The organism is Epilithonimonas zeae, from assembly GCF_023278365.1.
In the GTDB taxonomy this organism is placed as follows: Bacteria; Bacteroidota; Bacteroidia; order Flavobacteriales; family Weeksellaceae; genus Epilithonimonas; species Epilithonimonas zeae_A.
This window is the reverse complement of the sequence record NZ_CP075338.1, coordinates 3555119-3579626: the sequence shown is the minus strand read 5'-3', so window position 1 is coordinate 3579626 and position 24508 is coordinate 3555119. Positions and strand designations below refer to the sequence as shown.

The following is a 24508-nucleotide window of genomic DNA, read 5'->3' as shown; positions in this document are numbered from 1 at the left end:
CGACTATTTATCGTCTTAAAATCCGTAATTTTATATCGATGAGAAATACAATTTTAGAACCTAGATTTAAAGATTTTCCCCATTTCAAAGATTTCTGGACCAAAGGCAACGGAAAACAACTGATTGATCTTTCCGGGGCTGAAGTTAGTTTTAAGGATTTTGAAAAATTCTCAAATTACTTTTATCACGTTGACCAAATTGGAGATAATGTTGTGAAAGACGTTTATTTCACGAAAACATTTCAGGAAGCATCCAGAGAAATTGAACAGTATATAAGGAAAGGAGTTTCGGAAACTGATGATGTTCCGGAAAGTGTACAAAACCTTTTTCAACAGACGCAAACCATTCCAAAATGGTTAGATACCAATCTTCTGAAATATGGTGCAGAATTGTGTATGCGAAGTAATGTAGATTCTCTTATTTCTCTGCGGGATTATTGTTTGATTGGTGGTTACGATTATGCTTACCTCAACAAACCTCTCATCGTAACAGAAGCTTTGAAAAAAGGAGCTGTAAAACGACTTTCGGAAACATTAGATTTCTGGGTCAATGTCACCAGATACAATGCTTTGGAAACCCATAAAAAGGGTTACGAATTTGCAATAAAAACACGATTAATCCATTCTTACGCCAGGCTTTCCATCAAAAAGCATTATACAAATTGGGATACAGAAAATTGGGGAGAGCCTATCAATTCCTGGGATATGATGGCGACTTACATTGGTTTCAGTTTGGTTTTTCTTCACAGTCTTCAAAAATTGGAAAATATTGTTTCTGACGAGGAAGAAAAAGGTCTTTTTCATCTTTGGAAATACGTGGGTTATCTTCTGGGAATTCCCGAAAACCTTTTACCTGACGACAAAAAACAAGCAACCGAATATTTCTATTTGTGGACAGCAATCCAACCGCCTTCTGATAAAGATTCAGTTTTACTAGCCCATTCTCTTTTGAATGAATCATTGGAAAATCCTATTCTTAAATTCAATTTTCAGAGGAAAATACTACGATCTCTGCACATCAGCTGTACTTGGTTTTTATTAGATGATGAAGTTTGCAAAAGACTGGAAATACCACAAGTTCACTTTAGAAATGCCTTTCCCAATACCAAAAGACTGATTAATAAAATCTACGACAAACTCCTGAGCCGAGAAAGCAGAATCAAAAAAGGAAATAAAGACCAAATGAAGGTTTTAGAAGATTATCTGAGGATTACAAAACATTCCAATTTTCATTAATTCTCAGGCCAGCAAACTCAATTTGATTTCCAAACAATTTTATAATTATCTTTGATTAAAATTGGGGAATGAAATCATCTTTCTGGAACAACTACAGCAACATTATTCTGCTTCTCATTGGGATTTTCATTGGAAGTCTTGTCGGGATTTTCGCTCCTGATTTTGTAACCTACTTGAAACCTATTGGCGATATTTTCCTGAATTTGTTATTCGTAACGGTAATTCCATTGGTATTTTTTGCGATTGTCTCAGCCATTTCCGGCATCGAACAACAAAATCAACTGGGCAAGATCATCGGAACAATGGCTTTGACTTTTTTAAGTTTCATTTTGATTTCCGCTACGTTTTGTATCATAATGGTTTACTTTTTTCCAACCGAAACACCGAAAAACATCAGCGAAACCATATCAGAAAATCTCCAGAACAATGCCAATATCAATGATCAGATTGTAGGATTCTTCACTGTCAGCGAGTTCTATCATTTGTTCTCGAGACAGAATATGTTAGCATTGCTGGTATTTTCGTTTTTAGTCGGAATATCCATCAGAAAGTCGGGAGAAAAAGGAAAACTATTCCAAAACTTCATCCTTTCCGGCAACGAAGTAATGAAACAGCTTTTGTTACTGATAATGAAAGTCGCTCCAATTGGATTAGGCGCTTATTTCGCTTATCAAGTAGGAACCATCGGACCTCAGCTGTTCGGATTTTATGCCAAACCTTTAGGGTTATATTACATCGCCGGAACTATTTACTTCATCGTATTTTTTAGTCTTTATGCTTTTATTTGGAAATCAGGAAATGGCGTAAAAGCCTTTTGGAAAGAAAGTCTTTTACCAACTGCAACCGCTATTAGTACTTGTAGCAGTCTCGCAACAATGCCTGTCGCGATTGAGGCTGCCAAAAGAATGGGGATTCCTGCATCTATCGCTAATGTCGTCATTCCGATTGGAACAACCATTCACAAAAATGGTTCTTCCATTTCATCAATTATCAAGATTTATGTTGCTTTCCAATTACTTGGCTGGAACTTCTTCGAACCAATGAATCTCATAATGGCTCTCGGAATCACAGTTTTCGTAAGCGCCGTCGCCGGCGGAATCCCAAATGGCGGCTATATTGGCGAGATGTTGATGATTTCGGTTTACAAAATCCCGCCCGATGTTGTCCCCGCAGTTATTATTATCGGAACTTTGGTAGACCCACTAGCAACTGTTCTCAACTCGGTTGGGAATATTCTCGCCAGTATGATTGTCTCGAAATTTGTGAAAACTGAAATCGTATAATTTTTTAGAAGCTAAATCCCGCTGTCCACTATATCTTTTTTGTTTTCATAACATTTGTCAATCCGATAGAAATGAGAATCAGAAAACAAAAAAGGATGCCGTTCCCATCGGGGCTAGTTAGCAATTCGCTGGATTTTTTTGATGTCGGTGCTTCGCACCTTTTGATAGCAAATATATATTTCTACCAACATTTCGCCACTTTGTGTCTTCCTAAATCTTTAGCAAACTATTCACTCCGCTTCACTGGTTCCAGATTCTGCAATTCTTCCGGCGTAAACAATCTATACTGAACTTTAAATGTTTTGCCCAAAGGAGTTTCCAAAGAAAAACCACCAGGTCCCCAACCTTCCAGAACATCCAGAGTGAAATGAGAGTACTTCCAATATTCGAATAAGTCGCGGTCTATCCAAAACTCGTGTCCATTGATGGTTCCAATCATAGCGTCATTCATTCTCGGAAAATAACCACCTTTCTCGAAACATTGTGGCTGGGTTCCTTCGCAACAGCCACCGGCCTGATAGAACATTAGTTCACCGTGTTTTTTTTCCAGTTCCCAAATAACTTCCAAAGCTTTTTCGGTTACGGAAAGTCTTGAGATTTTATCTTTGGTTTCCATATTTTCTATTTTTTAATTGATAATTTAACACAAAGGAACAACGATTAATTTATTCAAACTCGTTTTAAGGCACTAAAAATCAAAGATTTTTCAATGTTAACGAAGTTAAAAACTTTGTGCCTTAAAACACAACCATTTATAATGAAAGCTTTGTGCCTTTGTGTTAATTCCCAATTTATAATCAAGTCATTAAGTTAACAAAACCCGACAAACAAAATCTGCCGGGCTCAAAAACACAAATAACAATAAATTAATTTTGTCCAGCAATATCCAGAACGATACGTCCGTCGATTTGTCCTGCCTTCATCTTGTCAAAAACATCGTTGATATCTTCCAGTTTTGCAGAAGTAACGGTAGCTTTTACCAAACCTTCGTTTGCAAAATCAAGCGCTTCCTGAAGATCTTTTCTGGTTCCAACAATAGAACCTCTCACTGTAATTCTCTTAAGAACGGTTTCGAAAATCGGAAGTTCAAAAGAACCTGGCGGAAGTCCATTGAGTGCAATAGTCCCTTTTCTTCTAAGAACATCTATCCCCTGCTTAAAAGCAATTGGAGAAACAGCGGTAATCAACGCACCGTGCATTCCTCCAACTTCTTTGTGAAGATAAGTTCCAGGATCAGTTTCTTTTGCATTCACAACCAAATCTGCACCAAGTTTTTTAGCCAGTTCCAATTTATCATCTGCAACATCTATCGCTGCAACGTGCATTCCCATTGCTTTTGCATATTGTACAGCAACGTGTCCTAATCCACCGATTCCGGAAATGGCAACCCATTCACCGGGTTTTGTTTCGGTTTCTTTCAGACCTTTATAAACAGTTACACCAGCGCAAAGAATCGGAGCAATTTCCAGAAAGTTCACATTATCTTTCAAATGTCCTACATATCTGGAATCTGCAATCACATATTCTGCAAATCCGCCATCTACGCTATAACCTCCGTTTTGCTGAGCTTCACACAATGTTTCCCAACCCGTGATACAATAATCGCAGCATCCACAAGCCGAATACAACCAAGGAACCCCAACTGCATCGCCCTCTTTCACCATCGCTTCCGGACCGCAAGCCACTACAATTCCGACACCTTCGTGTCCTGGAATCAATGGCATTTTTGGTTTTGCAGGCCAGTCGCCGTCCACAGCGTGTAAGTCTGTATGGCAAACACCACAGGTAATTACTTTTACTAATACTTCATAACGTCCGGGTTCTCTTACCGGAACTTCCATAATTTTCAATGGCTGTCCGTAACCTTGTACAACGGCCGCTTTCATTGTTTTTGGAATCATAATTTGCTTTTTAAATGGTTAATTATTGTTGTTTTTATTGTTATTTGATGTTCCAAATTTCTATCAATGTGTCATTTGTGTGAGGGATTGTAAGGGTCTCGCCGCAGGCGAGAGTGCGCAGCGCAGCGGAGCACCGGATACGCCTGCGGCGGAGGAGCCCTAAAAAGCCCGACCGCCGCCCCGGACAAAGCCAAGGCAAGCGGGCACGCCCTTAAAAAACACAACTATTTTTATAATTTCTCGCAGATTAAGCAAATTGCGCAGATTCTGAGACATTCATTTGCTAAATCTGTCAAATCTGCGAGAGAAATAATATTCTAATCTTATTAGAAGAATCCTAATTTGTTTTTGTTGTAGGATATCAACATATTTTTGGTTTGACGGTAGTGGTCGAGCATCATTTTGTGATTTTCCCTACCAACTCCGGACTGCTTGTAACCTCCGAAAGGTGCTCCGGCAGGGTAAGCGTGATACTGATTGACCCAAACTCTACCAGCCTGCACGTGACGAGGAATCTGATACAACTGATGCGCATCTCTAGTCCAAACGCCGGCTCCAAGACCATAAATCGTATCATTAGCAATTTCTAAAGCTTCCGCTTCATCTTTGAAAGTTGTGAACGCCAGCACCGGACCAAAAATCTCTTCCTGGAAAATTCTCATTCTGTTATTACCTTTGAAAATGGTAGGTTTGATGTAGTAACCATCTTCCAGACCTTCGATGTGGTTGGCTTCTCCGCCAGTCAACACTACTGCCCCTTCTTCTTTACCGAGTTTCAAATAACCTTCGATTTTATCTTTTTGAATTTTAGAAGCCTGCGCACCCATCATCACCGTTTTGTCTAATGGATTTCCGACTTTGATGGCCTCGGTTCTTTCGATTACTTTTGCGATGAATTCGTCTGCAATGTCTTCCTGAACCAATAATCTGGACGGACAAGTACAAATCTCACCTTGGTTTAAAGCAAAAAGAACGGCGCCTTCAATTGCTTTATCCAGGAACTCATCGTCTGCATCCATCACGGAATTGAAGAAAATATTAGGTGACTTCCCTCCTAATTCCAAAGTCACAGGAATGATATTTTCTGTTGCATATTGCATTACCAGACGTCCAGTTGCTGTAGAACCAGTGAAAGCCGCTTTGTTGACTTTTGGATTGGTTACCAAAGCTCTTCCTAATTCTGCGCCGAAACCATTAACAATGTTTACAACCCCTGCTGGAAGCAAATCTCCAATCAGTTCCATCAAGACCATAATCGAGATTGGTGTACTTTCCGCCGGTTTCAGAACGACGCAGTTACCTGCTGCCAAAGCTGGAGCGAGTTTCCAAACGGCCATTAAGATCGGGAAATTCCAAGGGATGATTTGTGCAATGACGCCAAGTGGTTCGTGCACGATTAATGAAACGGTGTCTTTATCCAACTCGTTATGTGAACCTTCTTCTGCTCTGATAACCGAAGCAAAATATCTGAAATGGTCAATCGCCAAAGGAATATCTGCGGCCAAAGTTTCTCTTACTGCTTTTCCGTTATCGATTGTTTCGACTGTTGCGATATATTCGAGATTTTCCTCGATTCTGTCTGCGATTTTGTTTAAAATAATACTGCGTTCTGTCGGAGAAGTGTCCTTCCAAGTTTTGAAAGCTTCTGCTGCCGCATTTACAGCATTTTCCAAATCTTCTTTGTTGGAGTGTGCAGCTTGGGTGAAAACTTTTCCGTTAATCGGAGAAACTACATCGAAATATTGTCCGCCAGCTGATGGTACAAATTTTCCACCGACGTAATTATCATATTTAGCTTTGAATTCTGGCCAGGCTAATGTTGTCGGGTTTTGTTTTTCTACTGTTGTGCTCATAATAATATTGTTTTGTAATTAATAATCAGTTAACATTTGATTAAGACTAAGTTAATTCCATTATTAACAACAGAATAGCACAATTGTCCAAAAAAATAGTAAAATCCTACTTTTAAGATTCTTTATCATTTCATTAAGAAAAAATTATGTTTGGCTTTAATTTTAAATTTATTATATTTGAGAAACAAGATGTTATAAAAATCTTGAGTAATGAATCCAAATCATTTCCAACTTAACAAACCTAATCTGACGCAGGAACATAAACTGAACACATTGGTGGAAAATCAAACCAAGTTCAGTTTAAATAATTGTGAATTCAGTATTTATGAGACGCATCAGAGTGCATATGACGTGAAATTGCATTTTGAACATCTGGCATTCACAGGAATGTTGAGAGGAAAGAAATGGATGAAGCTCCAAGACAAGAGCAATTATTTTGAATATCTGCCTGGAGAAAGCGTTTTGGTTGCGCCTGGAGAAACAATGGTGATTGATTTTCCTGATGCTGATAAAGATGCTTCGCAGTGTATTTCGTTGACATTAAATCCTGAATTTGTGCAGCAGTCATTAGACCATCTTAATTTCAATGCGACAAAGGTGGATGATTATTCGCAATGGAATATTTCTTTGGAAGAATTTTATCTGCTTAACAGCAAAGCTCTGGCTTCTGCAACTAACAATATTATGAGAATTGCAATGGACGATAATTCTTATAAAGATGTAATTGCAGATTTTGCTTTGAAAGAACTTTTGATAAGACTGATGCAAACTCAGGCGAGAAATCTGGTTGAGAAAAACACTTTGAAAAATAAGTCAAGAATTGGTTTTGTTGCGGATTATATCAAGAAAAATCTACATCAAAAATTATCCATTGATGCGATTGCAAAAATGGCTTATGTCAGCAAATCGAATTTCTTCAAGATGTTCAAAGAAGAATTGGGGCTTTCTCCTAATGAATTTATTATTCAGGAGCGGATTAAAAAAGCGAAAGAATTATTGATTCGTAATAATTCTGTGAGTGAAGCGGCTTTCAGTACTGGTTTTTCGGATACGAATTATTTCATCCGGGTTTTCAAGCAAATGGAGGGCGTAACACCAAAAATCTTTCAGTCCAAAAAATTATTTTGAATTAAGTTAGTAGTTAGTTATAGATTTTCAAAAGAAGACGAGCAAATACATCATTTGCTCGTCTTCGCTTTTATTCAAATTAATTGTAAGAATCTTATTTTTGATAAGAATAATATCTTGCGCCCTTCAGAACAGGACTTTCTTTTTCAACTCTTGTCAATCCGAATCCTTTATAATCCGGATTCACAGAAGAATCTAGTTGTTTGCGATGCAATTTCTCGTAAGTATCAAAATCAATTGCTAATCTGTTTTTCAAGCTTTCGAAAATGTTCCATTTTTCTACAACAGATTTCCATTCAGGAGAGATTTTTCCTACAAACACTTTTGATTTGGAACCACTTCCGTAAGCTAAGAAACCAATTTCTTTTTCCGTTAAATCTTCATTTTCGTTAAACGAAGTTTGTAGTGCAGACAGCAATGCCATAAAGATAGAAGCCGTGTACATATTTCCGATTTCGGAAGAAGCTCTCTGAGATTTCTCAATTTTTTCATTGATGAAATTGATATAATCTTCGGATTTCGCAATTGCTTTTTGTTTCTCGGCATCAGAAAAATTAAGATGATTTTCTAAACTATAAATCTCGGTGAAGACTCTTTTCCCGTGAAACGCATAAGGCAAATGGAAAATCAAATATCGCCAATCCTCATAAGGTCTAACGGTGAAAGTCTGTTCTTTATAATGCTGATAAGCTTCACGGATTCTGTCCTGATAACATTGATTGGAATATTGACCATCAAAAACAGGTTCGTCTGTAAAAACTTCGATTTTGTCCGGATAATTTTCTGGTGCAGAATTGAATTCTGATTTAGAATGATGACGTCTCGGCTTGAAAAAATCGAAAACGCTCTCTGTTGCAACGCCCCAATTATTATCAATCTCAATCAATCTTGGATTGGCAGAAACCAAAAGTGCCACGGCTCCTCCACCCTGCGTATATTCTCCGGAAGAAGCTAACTCATATTTAGCATAATCACTGGCGATGACAATAGCTTTTTTCAAAGGATTAGCTCTTACAAAATCCAGCGAATTATGAAGTGCATCAACTGCTCCAACGCAAGCGAAAGTCATATCCACAACATCACAGTTTTTGAAACTTCTTTCCCCAAATTCACCACTCAGCAATTCTTCCACCATTTGAACGGCGTAAGTTGCAGTTGGTTTTGCAGCGTCCAAAGCGCTTTCAGTTCCGAGATAAACTCTTGATATTTCTTTCGGATTGATATTATAATCTTGAATCAATTTTAGTAAAGCTTCCGCCGCAAAAGTAGCTGCATCCTCGTGAACATCAGGTAAAGCCATTTTATGTAAGCCCAAACCTTTTTCCAATTTTGCTGGTTCTATTCCTCTTTTCTCTGCAAGTTCTTTGATTTCTAAATATAAAGAAGGCACATAAAAACTGGCCGCATCAACTCCGAATTTCGTCATTTTAAAAATTTTAAGACACGAATTTAGAAAATCTTAGGGAAAGCGCCTAAATATAATGGATGTTTATTATCTTGCGGTTCATTTTTTATTCCGGATGTACAAAACTTTAAAAAAAGTCGTCAAAAATATTATGCCTCAAAAATTTCTTTTTGAAAATGAGGTTCTGTTGCGTTCGCTGATTTATCCGCTCTATAAAGGTGAAAATCACGAATGTAACATTTGCAAAAAGCACTTGAAAGATTTTGTTTTGGTAGAAAATGGAAATTTGGTTTGTCCTGTCTGTGGCAGCTTGCCAAGAACGAGACGGCTTTGGAAACTTCTGAATGAAAAATACTTAAAACCTGAAATTAAAATTTTAGATTTTTCACCTTCCAGAGCGATTTACAGGAATCTCAAAAAAAATAAAAACATCACTTATTTTTCCACGGATTTTGAGAATGAATTTTTAGCTGATTATCGTTTTGATATCACTAATATTGCTGCGGAATCTGAAAGTTTTGATTTGATTATTTGCTACCATATTTTAGAGCATATCGATTCTGACCAACAAGCAATGAATGAACTGTTCCGAGTTTTAAAAGCTGATGGAACCTGCCTCATCCAAACACCTTTTAAAGATGGAGAAACTTATGAGGATTTTTCCATCAAAACCAAAGAAGATCGATTAAAACATTTCGGACAAGATGATCACGTTCGTATCTATTCGATCAATGGCTTGAAAGAACGTTTGGAGAAAAGTGGATTTTTTGTTGATGTTCAGACTTTCCAAAAAGATGATTTTTTTGGTTTAAGTGAAAACGAACATATTTTGGTTTGTTCTAAGAGATAAAATAAAAGAGCCTCACTGTTAAAAAACAAATGAGGCATCCTTCTTAAACAAAATCAAAAACCTTATTATATGCAAGTCTCATCGTGCTGAGACAAATCCAAACCTATATTTTCGGAATCTTCTGCAACTCTGAGCGGAATTATTAAATCTGTGAATTTATATAAAATCAGAGATCCTAAAAATGTAAATGCAGAAACCAAAACCAGCGCCATCATATGATGAGCAAACACTTCAAATCCGCCGTGAAGCAAGCTTGCATTTTCGCCCTGAGCCAATATTGCCGTCAAAATCATTCCCATAATTCCGCCAACGCCGTGACAAGCGAAAACATCCAAAGTATCGTCTACTTTTTTCAATCTTTTCCAATTGCACATCAGATTAGAAACAATAGCTGAAATAAATCCGATGAAAATAGCGTGCGGAATGGTCACAAATCCTGCTGCAGGTGTAATCGCAACTAAACCAACAACAGCACCAATACAAGCACCTAAAGCGGAAACTTTGCGACCATTAACTCTATCAAAGAAAATCCAGGTTAGCATTGCGGTTGCCGAAGCTACCGTAGTTGTTCCAAAAGCCATTGCTGCTGTTGCATTAGCCGACAAAGCCGAACCCGCGTTAAAACCAAACCAGCCAAACCAAAGCATTCCCGTTCCGAGAATCACAAATGGAATATTAGACGGTTCGTGATGTGGATTTTTACGTTTTCCTATCATCATTGCACCAGCCAAAGCTGCAAATCCTGCGCTCATATGAACGACTGTTCCTCCTGCAAAATCCTTAACACCGAAATACTTGTTCAATAAACCTTCCGGATGCCAAACCATATGACAAAGCGGTGTATAGATAATCAGGCTAAACAAAACCATAAATAGTAAGTAAGAAATAAACCTAACTCTTTCTGCAAATGATCCTGTTATCAAAGCTGGTGTAATCACCGCAAATTTCATTTGAAACATTGCGAACAAAATAAATGGAATTGTTGAAGCCATCTGGCTGTGAGGAAAAACACCAACGTTGTTAAAAAACAAATAGGATGTCGGATTTCCAATCAAACCATAATGTTCTCCATTAATGGTAATTCCGATTGAATCGCCAAACGACAAACTAAATCCTACAACAACCCAAAGAATACTTATAACACCAAGTGCAATAAAACTTTGTAACATTGTTGAAATAACATTCTTTTTCCCAACCATTCCGCCATAAAAGAAAGAAAGACCTGGTGTCATTAGCAAAACTAATCCGGAAGAAGCAAGGATCCAGGCTACATCAGAACCTACAATATTATCCTCTTTTAGAAAAGTCCCGGGTTTTGGCAAAGAAGTTTGTTCCGGCCAGAATAATGCCGCAATTGAAATGAGACTAATTATCACAAATGAAATCACCCAACGTTTTTCAATTTTCATATATTTTGAATTTAACCCTGCAAATATATGGGGTTAATTTCAAATAATCATAAAAATTCAAAATCAAACCCTTAATTTTTCATTAATAAAAACAAATACACTCACAGTTACTAATATCTTGAAAAATTAAAACAACAAGGCATCAGTTTTGATATATTATCAATAAAAATAAATTATGAGACCAGATATTCCAAAACCTGACAGTGAGACCAACAAAGGTCCCATGATGGCAATTATCATTATTGTCGTTTTATTCCTTTTAGGATATTTTGCGTATATGATGTTTATTCCGCAACAAGTGGAACAGATGAACCAAACTGATAAAGTACAGCCAGTGGAACCAAAAGTAAAAGACTCCATATAGGAGTCTTTTTTTATTTTGTATATGAAGTAAATTCTTAGTGAATATGTTTCTCTGCGTGATAAGAACTTCTTACCAAAGGTGAGCTTTCCACGTGACGGAAGCCTAAATTTCTTGCAAAATCTCCATATTCATCAAATTCTTCCGGAGAGATAAATCTCTGAACAGGAAGATGTTTTTTAGTCGGCTGAAGATATTGACCTAATGTAATCACATCTACATTAGCATTTCTGATATCTTCGATCGTTTGGAACACTTCATCTTTTGTTTCACCTAAACCAAGCATCACACCGGTTTTTGTACGGTTTTGTCCTGCTTCTTTCAGATATCTTAAAACCTCCAAGCTACGTTCATATTTTGCCTGGATTCTCACCTCTCTTGTCAGACGTTTTACTGTTTCCATATTGTGGGAAATCACTTCCGGAGCAACTTCTACCAATCTATCGATGTGTTTTGTCACACCCTGGAAATCCGGAATCAGCGTTTCCATAGTTGTTCCTGGAGAAATACGGCGAACAGCATTCACTGTTTCTGCCCAAAGAATCGAACCCATATCTTTCAAATCATCTCTGTCAACCGAAGTCAAAACCGCATGTTTGATTTTCATTAATTTGATAGAACGTGCTACTTTTTCCGGTTCGTCCCAATTGACATCCATTGGTTTCCCGGTTTTCACGCCACAGAAACCACAACTTCTGGTACAGATATTTCCCAGAATCATAAATGTTGCCGTTCCTTCGCCCCAACATTCGCCCATATTCGGACAGCTTCCACTTTGGCAAATCGTGTTAAGTTTATATTTATCAACCAAATTTCTTAGCTCGCGATAATTCTTACCTGTTGGCAATTTTACACGAATCCATTTGGGTTTTTGAGTCACTGTTTCTTCCATTTTGATTTTTTGAAATTAAAAATCTGTTTCGTCTTCTTTTAATAATTCGGCCAGAATTTTCTTAGCTCTCATTATCCTTACTTTTGTGTTGGCTACGGAAAGATTGAGTTCTTCCGCTATTTCTTTGATGCTCTTTTCTTCAAAAAATCTCAGACGAATAATATCCTGATTTTTAGCATCCATTGTTTCTATGATTTTGATGATTTTCTGTTGGTCTTCTTCAGAAATCATCAGTTCTTCCGGCGATCTTGCAAATTCGTTCTTTACATTCTCCAATCCGCCACTTGCATCTTCATTCTCTCTGTTTTTTCTTCTCCAGAAATCGATGATTGTATTTTGAGCAATTGTCAGAATCCAAGTCTTGAATTGAAAATTAGGGTCAAATAAATCCAGCTTGTTAAGAACTTTTGAAAATACCGAAACCGTAATTTCATCTGCATCATTTTCATCCTTCACTCTATTCATCACAAAAGAAAAAACATCAACCCAAAATAGATTAATCAACTGTGTCTGAGCCTTTTGATTTTTATCTCTGGCTTTTATGATGAGAGCTAGTAACTGGTCTTCTTTCATTTTTTCAATGAACAAAGATAGCTATATATTATTAAAAAATATTAATTTGGAGAGATTGAGAATTTCTATTATTTTGAATGGAATTTTTTTGAGATTTAGAGTGAATTTAAATAACAAATATCAAGACTGAATTATTTTAAAAGAAGTATTTTTACTGGCTTGATCTTGGATTAGAAAAATCAAAATAAATATTTAAAAATCAGACAAATAAATAATGAAATTTTATAAATATCAAGGAACAGGAAATGATTTTGTGATGATAGACAACCGTTTAGGCGAATGGGATGATCTTTCTATCGAAAACATACAGAAACTTTGCGACCGCAGATTCGGCATTGGTGCAGATGGATTAATTAAAATTAATTCCGCAGAAGATGTTGATTTTGAAGTCGATTATTACAACTCAGATGGTTCTAAAAGTTTCTGTGGAAACGGCGCACGTTGCTCTGTGGCTTTTGCTCATTTTCTGGATATGATTGAAGATAGAACAACTTTTACCGCTATTGACGGAATCCACGAAGCGGAAATCAAAAATGGTATTGTAAAGTTGAAAATGGGTGATGTAAACAACATCAATAAAGACGGAAATAATTTTGTTCTGAATACGGGATCGCCACATTATGTTAAATACGTGGAAATGTTAAATAATTATAATGTTTACAAAAACGGTAACGAAATCCGAAATTCCGAAACTTATAAGCAAGAAGGTATCAATGTCAACTTCGTAGAAAAATTGTCTGACAAGGAACTTTTTGTACGAACTTATGAGCGAGGTGTTGAAGATGAAACTTACAGTTGCGGAACCGGCGTTACGGCTGCAGCTTTAACTTTTATGAAAAATAATAATCAAACGTTTGTTGGAATTAAAGTAATGGGCGGCAATTTGAAAGTTTATGCCGAAAAAAATGGAGACGGATTCAAAAACATTTGGTTAGAAGGTCCAGCTGTTCAGGTTTTTAAAGGAGAGACTAATTTATAAAAGCCTGAAGACTTAAAACTATGAAAAAAATAATTCTTATCATATCAGTTGTATTAATAGCAATCCTTGGTTTCTGTGGATTGCGATTTTACAATAAATATCTTGGTAATAATGTGGAAAAAGAAGGATTTGTTTTGATTCCACATCATTCTTCTTACAAACAAATTTTGGATTCAATTTCGCCTTTCGTTAAAAATCAAGACAACTTTGCGAGTATTGCAGACGATAAAAATCTGAAAGAAAATTACAACCCTGGGCGATACGAACTGAAACCAGGAATGAACAACCGCGAAATTGCCAATATGATTCTTGCAGGAAATCAAACGCCTAATTCTTTCAGGATTAAAGATTTCGATGATGTTTACCAGATGATTGGAAGAGTTACCAAAAAGACAGAAGTTGATTCTTTGAAATTTGCTAATCAACTGAACGAAATTGCTATCAGTAAAGGTTACAAAAACGCAGAAGACCTTAAAAAATATTTCTTCAATAATACATATGATTTTTTCTGGACGGTAACACCAAAAGAATTCTTCAACAAATTCGAATCAGATTACAAAGATTTTTGGACAGCTGACAGAATCGAAAAAGAAAAACAATCCGGATTAACCAGAGATCAAATCTACGCACTAGCTTCTATCGTTTACAAAGAATCTGGTGGAAAACCTGATGAACAAAGAACAATTGCCGGACTTTACATCAATCGTTATAAAAAAGGAATGAAATTGCAGAGTGACCCGACGGTTATTTATGCAGTTAACAAAGCGAGTAACTTCACTCAACAAATTAAGAGAGTTTATTACAAACACCTGAAAGAACCTTCTCCTTATAACACTTATGCGAACAAGGGAATTCCGCCAGGCCCCATTTGTATTGTAGACAAAAACTCATTGAACGCAGTTTTAGAAGCAGAAAAAAACAACTACATTTTTATGTGCGCCGATCCTGCGAGATTCGGTTATCATAAATTCACAGATAATGATGCGGAACACGCCAAGAATGCAAAAGCCTATCAAGACTGGCTGAACAGCAAACAAATAAAATAAAGAGAAAAAGCGAAAAATAAACAATAATGGAACGAACGGAAATTGTAAGTGTATTTCAGAAAAAATTCTTTGGGTTAGCCTTAACCATTGGAGCTACGAGTTTTATAATGGCTCAGCAAAAAGTGAATGTTTCTGGAAACGTAAAAGATACAAATGGCGGTGTTGGATATGCATCCATAACTTTTAAAAATCAACAAAATTCTCAATTAAGTGATGCAGCTTTGGCAGATGCTGACGGAAACTATAAATTAGACTTGGCGCCAGGAAGCTATGATGTAAGCATTGAAGCAGTTGATTATAAAAAATTCACGCAAACAATCAGAGTAGAGAAAGCTGGCGCCATTGCACCCTTCGTTGTTGTTTCTGACGGAAAAGCTAACCTTAATAATACAACTGACATCCAAGGCGTTGTGATTACTGCACAATCTACAAAACCTTATAAAGTTGAGCTAGACAAGAAAACCTACGACGTAAAAAGTGACTTAACTGCAGTTGGTGGTAACTTGCAAGATGTTTTGCAAAATGTTCCATCTGTTTCTGTAGATACAGACGGAACAGTTTCTATGAGAGGAAGCTCTAATGTCAGATTTTTAGTAAATGGAAAACCATCTGCACTTTTAGGCATTGATGATGGAGCAAATGCATTACAAGCCATACCGGCAGATCAAATAGAAAGAATTGAAGTCATAACCAATCCATCTGCAAAATATGATGCCTCAGGTACCGCAGGTATTCTTAATATCATTTTGAAAAAAACAACAAAATTAGGCTTCAACGGAAGCGTAATTGGAACCTTGGGTTATCTTCCAAAAACTAATCTCAACACCAACCTGAGCTGGAAAAAAGGAAACTGGAGTTGGTTCTTAAATGGTGGCGGTGGTTATCAGGAAAATAAAAACACCAACAGATCGACAACAAATTACACATCTGGAGATTTGTTATCCTTTAACCAAAATAGTATAAACGAGTCCAAGAACAATAATTACAATGCAAATCTTGGAGTAGTTTATGATATTTCTCCGAATACATCCGTTAACTTAAGCGGTACTATTAGAACTTTCGAAAATGAAAGCACTAACCCTATAAAATACACCAATTACAATAGAGATGGAAGTATAGATTTTACCACTAGAGATGCAATCGGTAGAAATACTAATACTGGAATGCAAGGTGATTTTGGTATTGATCACAAATTTGATGACAAAGGTCAAAATATTTCCTTATCATTAAGTCTTCAAAGTAATCAATCAAGTAATGATTCTAAAATTACAGCTACGGACAATAATATCTTTAGTTCATTAACAACATCTAAAACCAAGACAGAAAACAAATCTGTAATTGCTAAAGTAGACTATGAGTTACCAATTGGAGAAAACTCGTTGTTCAATGCTGGATATAGACTAGATCATAACAACAATGATTATGATTTCTTCACACAAAGATTACTTGCTGATGAAACAAATCCTACTATTCTAGGTAGATTTACTGGGCCTGCAAATTACACAGAAACGTTCAATGCATTTTACCTCCAGTTCAAGAGTAAAATAGGCGCACTTTCTTATCAAGTAGGTTTGAGAGATGAACTTACGAATGTTAATTTTAATTATCCCACAAGAAATCTTTTGCAACCAGATGTAGATACTGGACAGACTACAGATAAAAAGAAGAATTACAACAATCTTTTCCCAAGTGTGTTCCTAAGCTATGATTTTGCAAAAAACAATCAAATCTTGTTAAATTATTCTAGAAGAATTGATCGACCAAGATCATTTTTCTTGATTCCTATTTCTTCTCCTAATGATGTAAGAAACGTTTTTCAAGGAAATCCAGATTTGAATCCTTCGTATATTGATTCATTTGAACTTGGATATAATTTGTCGAAAAGTAAAGTAACAATCAATCCAACTTTATACTATAGAAAAGAAAAGGACAATATTCAATTTGCCATCATACAGGACATTACAGATCCGGGAGCCTTCACACTTGGACCTAATAATGTTGGAAGCGAAGATCGTTACGGTTTAGATTTTAATGGAACTTATGATCCGTTCTCGTGGTGGAAAATAATGGGAAATATTGATTTATTTGGTTATAAAACAAGAGGTGATCTTTATATCAATAATGTTTTAGTCCAATCTTATAATGGTGATGGTTTTTCTTCCAGAGCAAGATTAGCTAATACTTTTAGATTCGACAAAACCTTTAGTATTCAAATTCAATCTAATTTTAGAGGAGGACAAAAGAATGCCAGTCAAAATCAAAAATCAATTTATTTCTTCAATCTCGGTGCAACAAAAACAATTTGGAAAGGTAACGGTACTTTAGCTTTTAATATTCAAGATATTTTCAATACAAGAGCAAGAGAAACTACGAACTATGGACCGAACTATACACGAGATATGTATATGCAATGGAATCCTAGACAGTTTTCTTTATCTTTGACTTACCGTTTCAAACAAGGAGAAAAGATTGAGCAACCAAAACGTAAAAAAGACATCAATTCTAATAGCAATGGAGGTGACGATATGCCACCAATGTAATCCTAAAACAATAGAAATATAAATACTGCAAAACAATTGCAGTATTTTTTTTGAATAATATTTAAATAATAATTTATTTAAAAAAAAAAAAAAAAATGAAACTAATAATCAACTGTATGGCTGTTGCTATTTCCAGCCTCTTTTTAATTTCTTGTGGAAGTTCAATGACAACTTTATCCAACGGAAAACAAATCGACAAACGTTTATCCGGCGAATGGGCAGGCTCAGAAAAAGATGAACAGATCGAAGGAATGGCAAAAGAATGGATTATGACAAGAAACAATGATGGCACTTTTGTCTTAGATTTTACATTCTGTAAAGATGGGGAAAGTCAAAAAAGTGTTGAGACCGGAAATTGGTGGATCCAAGACGGAAAATTTTTCGAAGCGCACACAGAATCTGGAATGACAGATACTTACACCTACCAAGTCATCGACAAAAATCATATAAAATTCAAGTCCGATAAGATCAGTGTAGATATGAATCAAAATCCTTATGAATTCATAGACACCCGCAAAGATTTTAATAACAAAAGTAAATCTGTAAAAGACGGTTCATCCTTTGAAAAAGCCATCAAAGTAAAAAGCGTGCCCGACGAATACAAATATATAAGAGAAAATTGTTCGGACTGTACAATGCAAAGCCAGTCTCTTTCAGAAAACAAAGGAAAAATGTATGACATTCTTTCTCTCAAAAAAGCTGATGGAACTGAAGTTCGATACTACTTTGACATCACATCTTTCTACGGCAAAATGTTTTAAAATAAAAAATCCGTCTCGCTATAAAAACGAGACGGATTCTTTTAACAATTATAATTAAAGGTCTATTATTTCTTTTTATCTTTCAGTTCTTCCTTGTCTTTATCAGATGGGTTCCAGACTTTTACTTCTGCATTTTTATCAATTCCAGAAAGGATTTGAACATTGATTCCGTCACTTGAACCTAACTTAACATATACTTTCTTGAAGCCACCATTCGGTTGTTTTACTTCTACAAAAGATTTGTTATTACCCTTTTCATATTGGATCAGTGACTCATCCAAAAGTAATGCATTTTTCTTAGAACTCAACAAAATTTCTCCGTTGGCACTAAATCCCGCTCTAATATATTCTCCGGTTTTATTGAAAACATCACCTTCTACAGCAAATTTTATCGTTCCACTTTCCTCGGTTCCTTTTGGAGCAATCAGGGTTAATTTTCCTGGGAAAGATTTGTTTTGAAGCGCACCGATTACCACACTCATATCCATTCCTTGCTTCAGTTTTCCAGCCTGAGCTTCATCGATATCACCTTTAAAAATCAATGAATTAAGGTCTGCAATAGAACAGATTGTTGTCCCGGCATTAAACGAGTTGGCTTCAATTACCTGACTTCCGACTTTTACAGGGATTTCTAAAACTGTTCCAGCCGCTTTTGCACGGATTTGAGTAGTCGCCATACTTTGCAATTCCGGCGTTGCTCCAGTTCTCACAATTTGCAATTGTTTTTGAGCAGCGTTCAACTGTTGCACAGCTAATTTTTGTTGCTGAACAGTCGTTTCCAATTGTTGCTGAGCTGTAATATATTCTTGTTTAGAAATCACACCCTGTTTGTACAATTTCGCCTGCATCTCATATTGCTTTTGTTGATTCTCAACATTGATTTTTGCATTCGTCAACTGGATTTGAGAATTATTGATTTGCATCGTTGCATTGTTAACATCCGTAATATTAGGTACAATTCTGATGGTTGCTATCAATTGTCCAGCTTCCACCTTGTCACCTTCATCCACATTGATGCTTTGGATAATTCCGGCAATGTTTGGTTTGATTTCGATTTCTTCGCGAGGTTCTATTTTCCCGGTTGCCATTACCTTATCATCCAAATTTTTGATGCTTGGTTTTCTGGTCAGGAACACTTCGTTCTCAGCCGAATTGGATTTAATAAGATAACCGATTCCGCCAACCAAAGCGACCGCGAATAGTAATCCCAAAAATATGGAAATCGCTTTCTTGAATGTAAATTTCTTTTTTTCCTTTTCCATTATGTAGAAATATAGTTTAATTATAAATGATTAACTGTTAGTTTTTTATTCTGTTCTTAAGGCTTCAATTGGTTTGATTTTAACCGCTCTTTGTGCAGGAATCAATCCGATAACCAATCCGAGGAAAATCATAATTCCCATTGCCGAAAATACATTTCCGTAATCCACAGTCGGATTACTGAATGGGAAAGCATCATTGTTCATTGTTGCAACATTCAGAATAATGAGAAGAAAAATCCCAGATAAAAATCCTAATAATCCTGATGATAAAGTAATCACAACACTTTCCAGCAAAATCTGATTTCGAACTTCAGCCGGTTTTGCTCCCAAAGCTCTTCTGATTCCTATTTCTTTGGTTCTTTCTTTTACTGTAATTAATAGGATATTTGAAATCGCAATGACACCTGCCAAAATCGTTAATGTTCCTACAACTATTGTCAACAACTGCATTCCGGTCAAAAATCCTGTTACTTTTTTAAATTCTTTTGCCAGGTTAAAGCTTCCGAATGCATTAGTATCTTCAGGCGAAACGTGATTGATTTTTTTCAATTCGTCTTTCACTTTAGTTTCCACAATTGCAGCTTCGGCATTTGGCTTTCCAACGATAGCGAAAAATCCAACTTTATCACCCTCGTTATACATCCCGGAATAAGTGGAAAACGGAATATAAGCTGATTGGTCATTCTCCATCCCACCACCTCTTGGAACTCTGAAAACACCAATGACATTGAAAAATATACCTTTCAGATTGACTGATTTCCCAATAGGGTCTTCATTTTTCTTCGCATCAAAAAGATTTTTATAAATATCCTCTCCTATGACAATCACATTCTTTTTAGACTGAATATCTGCATCATTAATATATCGTCCGAATAATAATTTTTTCTTGGAAATCTGATTACCAACAGGAAAATCGCCCGTTATCATATAGGTGTTTTTCTTTCCATTTCTGGAAATCTGCTCGCCTGGCGTCCCAAAATTACCTCGCACACTTTGAGGCGAAATATAATCGATTTCTGGAATTTTCTTCGTGATATATTCTATATCTTTCAGATGAAGGTCCATTTTTCTGCCTTTCGCAAAACCTTCGTAAGGGATATTGGTATTTTGTGGCCAAAGGAATATCGAGTTGGTTGCAAGCCCGGAAAACAATTTGTTAAAACCATTTTCCATCCCTTTTGCAGCACCTAACAAACTAACATACAAAAACATACCCCAGCCCACGCCTATCATCGTAAGAAACGTTCTGAGCTTATTATTCCGAAGGGAATAATAAATCTCCTGCCAGGTATCTCTTTTGAAAAGTATATTCACGTTTTTGTTTATAAATGATTAATGATGATTGATAAATGCTTTTATTACAATATTCTCAAATTCTCTAAAACTCTCCCACTCTATAACTTAATCTGTTCTCAGAGCCTCAATCGGTTTGATTTTCGATGCTTTGTAAGCTGGAACAAATCCTGCAATTGCACCAGAAAGTACCAAACAGAAAAATGCTGCAGCAATTAATCCCCAACCTACGGATGGTTCTGTGATAAAGAAATCTTCCAGATTATTACCAATTAATTTCAAAGCCAGAACACCTAATCCTACTCCAACAAATCCGGAAATCACAGTAATTACAATACTTTCCTGTAAAATCAAAGCCACAATTCCGGCTGGTTTTGCGCCAATTGCTTTTCTTACGCCTATCTCTTTGGTTCTTTCCTTGATGATGTAAACCATGATATTACTGATTCCAATGATTCCCGCCAGCAAAGTTCCAAGCCCGATAAATCCAACAACAGCAGTAATCACAAACAAGAAAGCAAAAGAATCCTGTGTATTTTTAGCATTATTACTAACTCTGATTCCTTGTTGGTCTTCTGGAGAAATATTTTGTCTTGCTTTAATGTTTTTCTCAAGTTGGTCTCCATATTTTATACCTTCATCCGGCGTCATATCCGGGTTATAAGCCAACATCACAGTACTGATGGTGTCCGAACTTTTCTTCATCTGTTGTAGTGTGGAAAGCGGAATAGAAATATGGCGTTCATCCCAATCACCACCTGGGTCAGAGAAAACCCCAACGACTTTGAACATCGTTCCATTGATTTCCAAATCTTTCCCAATCGGATTACCATCACGAATCAAATCCCGCCAAGCCATTCTTCCAATGGATGCTACATTTTGTTTCAGTTCGTTATCTCGCTCATTGATGTAACGACCGTCTATCATCGTTCTGTTTTCAAGAAATTTTTCATCTCCCAAAACACCGTTGATTTGATAACTGCCACTTTCCTTACCATATTTCACAGTAAGATTCGTCGTATATCTTGGTGAAGCGTACTCTAATTTTCCTTTGCTCTCCTTTACAATTGCATCAAAATCATCATTATTAAATGTAATGGTCCTATCCGATTGCAAACCAGCGTAAGGAATAGTTGTCTTTCCGCCCCAAACCATTATCAGATTGGTTGCATCTCTTGTAAACGCCTTCGCAAAGGAATTATTAAGTCCGTTTCCAATCCCAAATAAAACAATGAAAATGAAAAGTCCCAACGCCACCGTAAAACCAGAAAGTACCGTCCGCAATACATTACTGCGAATGGAACTAAATATCTCTTGCCAGCGGTCTAAATCAAACATAATTTTCAGGTTGGAAGCTCGAAGTTGGAAGTTTGGAAGCTTCCAGCTTTTCGCAGTATTTATTTTTTAATTTCTCTGTTTTCAATTCATTAACTTCCATCATCCAGCTTTATAAAACAATTTGTTGGATATACTCATCGCTTTCTATTCTGCCATCTTTCAGGACAACGTTTCTTTTGGTTTGTGCCGCAACATCGTTCTCGTGCGTTACAACAACAATTGTTTTTCCCTCGTTGTTAATTTCCTGAAGCAGCTTCATAATATCGTGAGTTGTTTTGGAATCCAAAGCTCCGGTAGGTTCATCGGCAAGGATTAATTTTGGTTCAGAGATTAACGCTCTTGCAATAGCAACTCTTTGTTTCTGTCCGCCGGATAGTTCACTTGGAAGGTGTTCTGCCCACTCTTTCAATCCTACTTTTTCCAGATACTCTAAGGCTTTTTTTGTTCTTTCCTTTCTGGAAACGTTTTGATAATATAATGGAAGTGCTACGTTTTCCAACGCCGTTTTATAATTAATCAAATTAAATGATTGAAAAATAAATCCAATGAAACGGCTTCTGTATTCAGCAGCTTTTACTTCTGTGAGATGTTTAATCGGAAATCCATCAAGTTCATAAATCCCATTATCAGCTTCATCCAAAATCCCGATGATATTCAGCAAAGTCGATTTTCCGGAACCTGAACTTCCCATAATAGAAACAAACTCGCCTTGGTTGATATTAAGATTAATACCTTTCAGCACGTGAAGTTTGCTCTTGCCTGTATCGTAAGATTTGTTAATATCTTCTATTTTCAGAATGGGATGAGACATTGTCTGGATTTTACATTATAAGTAAACCGGAGAATACAAATGTTACAGAACACGAAAAAATATTTTGTGATTTTTGTATTTAATCAGATTTTGAAAAAATTTTAATTACTGGCGTAACATTTTTATAATTCCGGAGTCTTATTGGGTATAATTTTTCTTTTATGCTTAAAAAAGTTTTTTGTATTTCGCTTTTGTCAATAGGAGTTTTGGGATTTTCTCAGAAAAAATGGACAATTCAGGAATGTGTGGATTATGCAATTAAAAACAATTTGCAAATCCAAGCGCAGGCTTACAACAAGGATGTGCAGACAAAAAATCTGGAAATGGCAAAAAAGGAGTATTTGCCTTCGGTTTCCGGCACCATTAATAACAATGCCAATTTTGGGCAATCCTTAGTAGGAACCAGCAGTATCAGAAATGACAGTTATTATAACGGTGCCAATTTAGGAGCTAATATTTTGGTTTATAATAACGGAAGATTAGAAAAAACTATCAAGAAAACCAGCTTCGATGTGGATGCTAGTTTACAGGATATCGAAACCATCACAAATAATATTTCACTTCAAATTGCTCAGCAATATCTGAATGTGATGCTGAATAGAGAAATCAAAAAAATCTCAGAAAGTGCAATGGAAAATGCACAAAGATTATACGACCGAGCGAAAATCACAACAGATGTTGGAACTACAGCTCAGACGGTTTTAGCAGAAGCAACGGCGTCTTTGGCGAGAGAGAAACAGAATGTAAAAACAGCTCAAATTAATGTAGATAAAGCATTGTTTGCAATGGCTCAGCTTCTTCAATTACAAGATTACAAAACATTTGATGTGGTAGACATTCCAGTTCCGGATGAATTGGCACCACAAACAGAATCTGTAGAAGAAGTCCTGAATATTGCTTACACTTCTCAACCCATTGTAAAAGCAGCGGAAATTAGAATCAAAGCAGCTGAAGCACAAACTGAAGTTGCGAAAACTAATTTTTATCCTACAATATCTGCTACTGCCGGGATTGGAAGTTTTTATAATAATCTTTTGAATAAAAATACAATTGGCTACAGTGTAGATGCAGCAGGAAATCCTGTCGCCATAACCGAAAGAAATTTCACACAACAATACAAAGATAATTTTGGACAACAGTTGAGCTTATCAGCTAATATCCCTATTTTCAATAAAGGAATTACAAAACTTCAGGTTGAGCAAACCAAAATCAATGAAGTGGTTGCGAAAAATAATCTGGAGCAACAGAAATTCCAGTTGAAGCAGGATATTCAGCAGGCGCAGTTTAATGCAGATTCTAATTATGAAATCTATCTTGCTGCTATCGAAGCTGAAAAAAGCACTAGGTTAGCTTTGGATTTTGCTGAGAAAAGTTATGAAGCCGGACGCTCTACAATCTACGACGTAACAATTGCCAGAAACAATTATGCAAATGCACAAGGTTCTGTAGCACAGGCAAAATACAATTATCTGTTCAGTATCAAAGTTTTAGATTTTTACGCTGGACGTGGGATTAATTTGTAACTATATATCAAACATTCATAAATTATAATATTCTAAAGTCGTAAAGTTAGTCTTTGCGACTTTTT

Annotated in this window: 21 protein-coding genes; 10 read left to right on the top strand and 11 right to left on the bottom strand. The window is 36.3% G+C overall.

Going from position 1 to position 24508, the window contains the following annotated elements; all coding sequences use genetic code 11:
* Nucleotides 1-38 precede the first annotated feature (38 nt).
* Both KI430_RS16350 and KI430_RS16345 read left to right on the top strand, forming a co-directional pair.
* A complete protein-coding gene (locus KI430_RS16350; RefSeq protein ID WP_248875970.1) occupies nucleotides 39-1235 on the top strand; it encodes an oxygenase MpaB family protein in 1197 nt (398 codons plus the stop codon).
* A gap of 68 nt (nucleotides 1236-1303) precedes the next feature.
* A complete protein-coding gene (locus tag KI430_RS16345; RefSeq protein WP_248875969.1) occupies nucleotides 1304-2518 on the top strand; it encodes a dicarboxylate/amino acid:cation symporter in 1215 nt (404 codons plus the stop codon).
* A 226-nt stretch (nucleotides 2519-2744) separates the two neighbouring features.
* Here KI430_RS16345 and KI430_RS16340 read toward each other — a convergent pair whose 3' ends face one another.
* From KI430_RS16340 to KI430_RS16330, 3 genes are all read right to left on the bottom strand, one after another.
* Nucleotides 2745-3134 carry a DUF779 domain-containing protein gene (locus KI430_RS16340; protein ID WP_248875968.1) on the bottom strand — a complete coding sequence of 130 codons (390 nt, stop codon included), beginning with the start codon at nucleotides 3132-3134 and terminating at the stop codon, nucleotides 2745-2747.
* 250 nt (nucleotides 3135-3384) lie between these two features.
* Nucleotides 3385-4419: an alcohol dehydrogenase AdhP gene (adhP, locus tag KI430_RS16335; RefSeq protein ID WP_248875967.1), complete on the bottom strand. Its 1035-nt coding sequence runs from the start codon at nucleotides 4417-4419 to the stop codon at nucleotides 3385-3387.
* Between the two features lie 326 nt (nucleotides 4420-4745).
* Nucleotides 4746-6272: an aldehyde dehydrogenase family protein gene (locus KI430_RS16330; protein WP_248875966.1), complete on the bottom strand. Its 1527-nt coding sequence runs from the start codon at nucleotides 6270-6272 to the stop codon at nucleotides 4746-4748.
* A gap of 210 nt (nucleotides 6273-6482) precedes the next feature.
* On the opposite strand from KI430_RS16330, the gene KI430_RS16325 reads away from it, so the two are divergent.
* Nucleotides 6483-7400: a helix-turn-helix domain-containing protein gene (locus tag KI430_RS16325; protein WP_248875965.1), complete on the top strand. Its 918-nt coding sequence runs from the start codon at nucleotides 6483-6485 to the stop codon at nucleotides 7398-7400.
* A 94-nt stretch (nucleotides 7401-7494) separates the two neighbouring features.
* Here KI430_RS16325 and KI430_RS16320 read toward each other — a convergent pair whose 3' ends face one another.
* Nucleotides 7495-8826 carry a hydroxymethylglutaryl-CoA synthase family protein gene (locus tag KI430_RS16320; RefSeq protein WP_248875964.1) on the bottom strand — a complete coding sequence of 444 codons (1332 nt, stop codon included), beginning with the start codon at nucleotides 8824-8826 and terminating at the stop codon, nucleotides 7495-7497.
* A 130-nt stretch (nucleotides 8827-8956) separates the two neighbouring features.
* Here KI430_RS16320 and KI430_RS16315 point away from each other — a divergent pair, with 130 nt between their 5' ends.
* Nucleotides 8957-9655: a class I SAM-dependent methyltransferase gene (locus KI430_RS16315; RefSeq protein WP_248875963.1), complete on the top strand. Its 699-nt coding sequence runs from the start codon at nucleotides 8957-8959 to the stop codon at nucleotides 9653-9655.
* Nucleotides 9656-9720: 65 nt separating this feature from the next.
* On the opposite strand, the gene KI430_RS16310 is transcribed toward KI430_RS16315, so the two are convergent.
* On the bottom strand, nucleotides 9721-11064 hold the full coding sequence (locus tag KI430_RS16310) for an ammonium transporter (protein WP_248875962.1): 1344 nt from the start codon (nucleotides 11062-11064) through the stop codon (nucleotides 9721-9723).
* A 175-nt stretch (nucleotides 11065-11239) separates the two neighbouring features.
* On the opposite strand from KI430_RS16310, the gene KI430_RS16305 reads away from it, so the two are divergent.
* Complete coding sequence (locus KI430_RS16305) at nucleotides 11240-11428, top strand: hypothetical protein (protein WP_120213357.1); 189 nt, start codon at nucleotides 11240-11242, stop codon at nucleotides 11426-11428.
* A 34-nt stretch (nucleotides 11429-11462) separates the two neighbouring features.
* On the opposite strand, the gene lipA is transcribed toward KI430_RS16305, so the two are convergent.
* The gene (gene lipA / locus KI430_RS16300) at nucleotides 11463-12317 is read right to left on the bottom strand and encodes a lipoyl synthase (protein WP_248875961.1); all 855 of its coding nucleotides are present in this window, start codon (nucleotides 12315-12317) and stop codon (nucleotides 11463-11465) included.
* 15 nt (nucleotides 12318-12332) lie between these two features.
* Complete coding sequence (locus KI430_RS16295) at nucleotides 12333-12890, bottom strand: RNA polymerase sigma factor (RefSeq protein WP_248875960.1); 558 nt, start codon at nucleotides 12888-12890, stop codon at nucleotides 12333-12335.
* A 214-nt stretch (nucleotides 12891-13104) separates the two neighbouring features.
* Between KI430_RS16295 and dapF the strand changes: the two genes are divergently transcribed.
* The 4 genes from dapF to KI430_RS16275 all read left to right on the top strand — a co-directional run bounded on the left by dapF (nucleotide 13105) and on the right by KI430_RS16275 (nucleotide 18216).
* The gene (gene dapF / locus KI430_RS16290) at nucleotides 13105-13869 is read left to right on the top strand and encodes a diaminopimelate epimerase (protein WP_248875959.1); all 765 of its coding nucleotides are present in this window, start codon (nucleotides 13105-13107) and stop codon (nucleotides 13867-13869) included.
* Between the two features lie 20 nt (nucleotides 13870-13889).
* Nucleotides 13890-14915 (top strand): endolytic transglycosylase MltG, encoded by a 1026-nt coding sequence (gene mltG / locus KI430_RS16285; RefSeq protein WP_248875958.1) that lies wholly within the window; start codon nucleotides 13890-13892, stop codon nucleotides 14913-14915.
* Between the two features lie 26 nt (nucleotides 14916-14941).
* Nucleotides 14942-17455 (top strand): TonB-dependent receptor, encoded by a 2514-nt coding sequence (locus KI430_RS16280; protein ID WP_248875957.1) that lies wholly within the window; start codon nucleotides 14942-14944, stop codon nucleotides 17453-17455.
* A 95-nt stretch (nucleotides 17456-17550) separates the two neighbouring features.
* Nucleotides 17551-18216, top strand: coding sequence for a hypothetical protein (locus KI430_RS16275; RefSeq protein WP_248875956.1), 666 nt, complete (start codon nucleotides 17551-17553; stop codon nucleotides 18214-18216).
* Between the two features lie 65 nt (nucleotides 18217-18281).
* On the opposite strand, the gene KI430_RS16270 is transcribed toward KI430_RS16275, so the two are convergent.
* The 4 genes from KI430_RS16270 to KI430_RS16255 all read right to left on the bottom strand — a co-directional run bounded on the left by KI430_RS16270 (nucleotide 18282) and on the right by KI430_RS16255 (nucleotide 22908).
* Nucleotides 18282-19478, bottom strand: coding sequence for an efflux RND transporter periplasmic adaptor subunit (locus KI430_RS16270; protein ID WP_248875955.1), 1197 nt, complete (start codon nucleotides 19476-19478; stop codon nucleotides 18282-18284).
* A gap of 45 nt (nucleotides 19479-19523) precedes the next feature.
* Nucleotides 19524-20792: an ABC transporter permease gene (locus KI430_RS16265; protein ID WP_248875954.1), complete on the bottom strand. Its 1269-nt coding sequence runs from the start codon at nucleotides 20790-20792 to the stop codon at nucleotides 19524-19526.
* Nucleotides 20793-20879: 87 nt separating this feature from the next.
* Nucleotides 20880-22109 carry an ABC transporter permease gene (locus KI430_RS16260; protein WP_248875953.1) on the bottom strand — a complete coding sequence of 410 codons (1230 nt, stop codon included), beginning with the start codon at nucleotides 22107-22109 and terminating at the stop codon, nucleotides 20880-20882.
* 109 nt (nucleotides 22110-22218) lie between these two features.
* On the bottom strand, nucleotides 22219-22908 hold the full coding sequence (locus tag KI430_RS16255) for an ABC transporter ATP-binding protein (protein ID WP_248878364.1): 690 nt from the start codon (nucleotides 22906-22908) through the stop codon (nucleotides 22219-22221).
* Nucleotides 22909-23081: 173 nt separating this feature from the next.
* Here KI430_RS16255 and KI430_RS16250 point away from each other — a divergent pair, with 173 nt between their 5' ends.
* On the top strand, nucleotides 23082-24443 hold the full coding sequence (locus KI430_RS16250) for a TolC family protein (RefSeq protein ID WP_248875952.1): 1362 nt from the start codon (nucleotides 23082-23084) through the stop codon (nucleotides 24441-24443).
* The last annotated feature ends 65 nt before the right edge of the window (nucleotides 24444-24508 follow it).